This window comes from Kitasatospora sp. NPDC005751, from assembly GCF_040630835.1.
In the GTDB taxonomy this organism is placed as follows: domain Bacteria; phylum Actinomycetota; class Actinomycetes; order Streptomycetales; family Streptomycetaceae; genus Kitasatospora.
This window is the reverse complement of sequence record NZ_JBEXYC010000133.1, coordinates 1-4,634: the sequence shown is the minus strand read 5'-3', so window position 1 is coordinate 4,634 and position 4,634 is coordinate 1. Positions and strand designations below refer to the sequence as shown.

The 4,634-nt window shown below is 72.0% G+C and carries 3 protein-coding genes; 1 reads left to right on the top strand and 2 read right to left on the bottom strand.

What is annotated here, in order from left to right:
* Together ABZ497_RS36480 and ABZ497_RS36475 are read right to left on the bottom strand one after the other, a co-directional pair.
* Window positions 1-2,168, bottom strand: a 2,168-nt coding sequence (locus ABZ497_RS36480) for a type I polyketide synthase (protein ID WP_359812378.1), incomplete at its 3' end; no start/stop codon positions are given.
* A 406-nt stretch (window positions 2,169-2,574) separates the two neighbouring features.
* Window positions 2,575-3,255 carry a DUF1707 domain-containing protein gene (locus tag ABZ497_RS36475; protein ID WP_329490239.1) on the bottom strand — a complete coding sequence of 227 codons (681 nt, stop codon included), beginning with the start codon at window positions 3,253-3,255 and terminating at the stop codon, window positions 2,575-2,577.
* 271 nt (window positions 3,256-3,526) lie between these two features.
* Here ABZ497_RS36475 and ABZ497_RS36470 point away from each other — a divergent pair, with 271 nt between their 5' ends.
* On the top strand, window positions 3,527-4,540 hold the full coding sequence (locus ABZ497_RS36470) for a methyltransferase (RefSeq protein ID WP_359812376.1): 1,014 nt from the start codon (window positions 3,527-3,529) through the stop codon (window positions 4,538-4,540).
* Window positions 4,541-4,634: the final 94 nt, after the last annotated feature.

The window sequence follows — 4,634 nt, the reverse complement described above, 5'->3', positions numbered from 1 at the left end:
ACCACCGACACCATCGAACCCTGCACCGACAAACTCGTCAGCGCCCGAGCCCGCACCGCCACCACCCGCGCACCATCCTCCAGGGACAGCATCCCCGCGACCGTCGCCGCCGCGATCTCACCCTGCGAATGACCCACCACCGCGTCCGGCGAGACCCCGGCGGCCTCCCACACCGCCGCCAGCGACACCATCACCGCCCACAGCACCGGCTGCACCACATCAGCCGACTCGATCTCCGGCGCACCCTCGGCACCCGCCAGAACCTCACTCAACGACCAGTCCACATACGGCGCCAGCGCCGCCTCACACTCCGCCAACCGCGCCGCGAACACCGGACTGCACAAGACCAGCTCACGGCCCATGCCAACCCACTGCGCACCCTGACCCGCGAACACGAACGCCGTCCGACCACCCGAACGGGCAACCCCCGACACCACCCCGGCCGCACCCGACCCGGCCACCAGGCCACCCAGCCCCGACACCAACTCCTCACGACCACCACCGACCACCACCGCCCGGTGCTCGAACACCGACCGCGTCGCCGCCAACGACCACGCCACATCCACCGGTTCGAGCGACGGCCGCGCCGACACCCACTCCCGCAACCGGCCCGCCTGAGCCGCCAACGCCTCCGACGACTGCGCCGACACCGGCCACGCCACCGGCCCGGCCGGCTCCAGCACCGCCACTGCCTCAGCCTCACCGGCCGGCTCGTCCAGGGCGTCCGCCTCGTCCGCGTCCTCACCGGAGGGCTCGTCCGCCCCCGCGGAGTCACCGTCCGCGGTCGGGGCCTCCTCCAGGATGATGTGGACGTTGGTGCCGCTCATCCCGAACGACGACACGCCGGCCCGGCGCACGTGCTCGCCGGTCGGCCAGGCCGCCGCCTCGTTGAGCAGCCGGACCTCCCCGGCCGCCCACTCCACGTGCGACGTCGGCACGTCCGCGTGCAGCGTCGCGGGCAGCTGCTCGTGCTGGAGGGCCAGCACCATCTTGATCACACCGGCCACACCGGCGGCCGCCTGGGTGTGCCCGATGTTCGACTTCACCGAACCCAGCCACAACGGCCGGCCCTCGGTCCGCTCCTGACCGTAGGTGGCGATCAGCGCCTCGGCCTCGATCGGGTCGCCCAGGGTGGTCGCCGAACCGTGCGCCTCCACCACGTCGACCTCGTCGGCGCGGACCCCGGCGTTCGCCAGTGCGGCCCGGATCACCCGCTGCTGCGCCGGACCGTTCGGCGCGGTCAGACCGTTCGACGCACCGTCCTGGTTGGCCGCCGAACCACGCATCACGGCCAGCACCTTGTGCCCGTTGCGCCGGGCGTCCGACAGCCGCTCCACGACGAGCACGCCGACGCCCTCGGCCCAGCCGGAGCCGTCCGCCGACTCGGCGAAGGACTTGCAGCGCCCGTCCACCGACGTCCCGCGCTGGCGGGAGAAGCCCACGAAGACGGACGGGCTGGAGATCACCGTCGCGCCGCCGACCAGCGCCAGCGAGCACTCACCGGAGCGCAGCGACTGGGCGGCCAGGTGCAGCGAGACCAGCGACGAGGAGCAGGCGGTGTCGACCGTGACGGCCGGGCCCTCCAGGCCGAGGGTGAACGCCACACGCCCCGAGGTGACGCTGGTCGCGATGCCGGTGAGGAGGTGGCCCTCCGAGCCGCCGGTCTGCACCGCCGGGTCCGTGCCGTAGCCCTGGGTGTAGGCGCCGGCGAACACGCCGGTCCGGGTGCCGCGCAGCGAGGCGGCGTCGATGCCCGCCTGTTCGAGCGCCTCCCAGGACACCTCCAGCAGCAGGCGCTGCTGCGGGTCCATCGCGACCGCCTCGCGCGGCGAGATGCCGAAGAAGCCCGCGTCGAACTCGGTGGCGTCGTACATGAACCCGCCGTGGCGCGCGTACGAGGTGCCGGGGTGGTCCGGGTCGGGGTCGTAGAGGTTCTCCAGGTCCCACCCGCGGTCCTGCGGGAACGGGCCGATCGCGTCGGTCCCCTCGGCCAGGAGCCTCCACAGCTCCTCGGGGCCCTGCACCCCGCCGGGGAAGCGGCAGCCCATGCCGACGATCGCGATCGGCTCCTGGTTCCGCTCCTCGACCTCAGCCAGGCGACGGCGGACCTGGCGCAGATTAGCCGTCACGAGCTTGAGATAATCGCGGAGCTTTTCTTCGTTCGCCATGTGAATTCCGCCATCCCTGCTTGCCGAGGATATGCCAGTTCTGATCTGCACAGCCGCGGTGCGGGATTACCGCGGAAATTAGGCAAAATCGAGAGTTCTCAATACCTGCAAATGATCGAGCCCACCATCGACAGGAACGTATCCAGCCCCTGCTGGGCGGCGCAACGTGGCAGTTGAACACTTGAACCACGCCCGGGAATCGAGGAATCCAGCACTCGTTCCAACGGTGCGCGCGGGTACCGGACAGCATTGAATACCATCGCCCGGCTATTCAGGTCCAGGGCGGTGCGTGCGCGCTCGCACACCCTCCTCGCACAACGCAAGGGGCGGCGGCCGGCTCCTCCGAGCCGACCACCGCCCTCACCGGGACCACCGCCCCTTGCCGGACCGCGGTCCGACCGCTACCTCAGAGCGCGCTCTCCCCGCGCATCCACTGCCCGAGCGTCCGCCGCGGGTACCGCACCACCACGTCGCCGCCGCGCACCCGCCCGGTCACGTTCACCCGGAGCTCCGTCGGCTCGTTCCAGGCCGCCTTGGGCACGCGGACCTTGAGGTCGCCCACCCCGACGGCCAGGTCGTGGGTCGCCACCACGATGCCGGGCCTGACCACGATGACCAGGTCACCGCCGATGCTCAGGTAGACGTCGAGGTCGAGCGTGTCGTGCGTGATCACCGCCTGGGTGAAGTCGAGCTTGACGTCGCCCCCGTGCATGCGGACGTCCAGCCGGCGCGGGACCTCCCAGGGCCCGGACCGGCGCAGGGTACCGAAGCGCTGGTTGATCTCCACGATGTCCTTGCCCGGCGGGCCCGTCCGCACCGGGGGCGCGGGAACGGGCGCGGGCGCGGGGACGACCGGAGCGAGGGGGGCGACCGGCAGATCACGGGTCAGCCCGGCCAGTTCACCGAAGGTGCGGGCGTTCAGCGCCACCGTGAGGCGCTCGTCGAGTTCCTCGGCCGTGAGCCGGCCGTCCGCCGCGGCGTCGCGGAGGATCTCGACGACCTCGTCCCGGTCGGCGTGCGAAGCCCTGATGTCCTCCGCGGACACGTCCCCGGCCTTGCGACCGTTCGACGCCGTGTCATCCGTCATGTCTCCGGCCTGATCCTTCTCTGGGGAGTCACATCGAATCGACGGTACATGACACCGGTTTGTCCCTTCGACCGCAAGCGGAACATTCGGCCGTGTTCAACTGGTGGCCCCCGCGAGCCGGACCGGATCCCCGGGCGCCGCCCGGCCTCGAACTCCCGTCTCACGGCGGGGCAGTTGAACGACGCGACGCCCGGCGCCTCCCCGCATTACCGTCGGCCGAACGAACCGTCATGCGCAACCTGCCGTCTAAGCCTAGGAAGTGAACGGGGCCATGGAAACGTCGCTGGTGAGTCTTGTCATGGGATCCTTGACGTCCGCGACGGTCGGCGCCGCGGCTCGGCTGGGTGTGGCCGACGCCCTCGCGGACGGACCGGCCACGGCCGCCGAACTGGCCAAGGCCGTCGACGCGGACCGCGACGCGCTGGTCTCCCTGATGACGGCCCTGGCGGCGCTGGGGATCTTCGCCCGGGACGAGGACGGCCGCTACACCAACTCGCCCCAGTCCGAGCTGCTCCGCACCGACCACCCCGACTCGATGCGGCACCTGACCGCGCTGCTCTGCGGCCTCTACGCCCAGGCCGCCGCCGGCGGTCTGGCCGAGGCGGTCCGGACCGGCACCTCGGTCATGCCCCACGCCTTCGGCGTGCCGCTCTACGAGTACCTGGAGAAGGACCCCGAGACCGCGCGGATCTTCGACCTCGCGATGCAGGACTGGGCCCGGCCGATCGGCAAGATCCTGGCGGAGCACGTCCCGTTCGAGGACGTCCGCACGGTGATCGACGTCGGCGGCGGCAACGGCACGCTCCTCAAGGCGATCCTCACCGCCCACCCGCACCTCAAGGGCGTCTGCGTGGACCGTCCGGACACCTGTCGGCGGGCCGAGGCCGAACTCCGCGCCTCGGGCGACGCGGATCTCGCCGGGCGACTCACCTACCGCCCCGCCGACATCCTCCGCGAGGTGCCCGAGGGCGGCGACCTCTACATCCTCAAGAACGTCCTCCACGACTGGAGTTCCGAGAGCGGCATCCAGATCCTCGGCAACATCCGCCGCGCCATGAGCGCCGGCGCCGACGGCTCCCCGACCCTCCTGGTCATCGACCCCCTCGCGGAGCACGACTCCGGCGCCGCCTTCCGCAACGTCATCAAGATGATCGTCGGCGAGCCCAACACCCGCGAGCGCACCGAGGCCGACATGCGCCGCGAAGCCGCCGCCGCCGGCCTCCAGGTCGTCTCCCTCACCCCCTGCCCCGCCGACCTCACCGTCACCACCTGCACCCTCGCCTGACCGTCCCCCCGGGCCCGCTGGGCCGCCTCCCCGCCCGCCGCCCCCCCCACGCGCCACCCCGCCCCCCGGCGCCGCAGCGGGGCGCCCGCGCGCG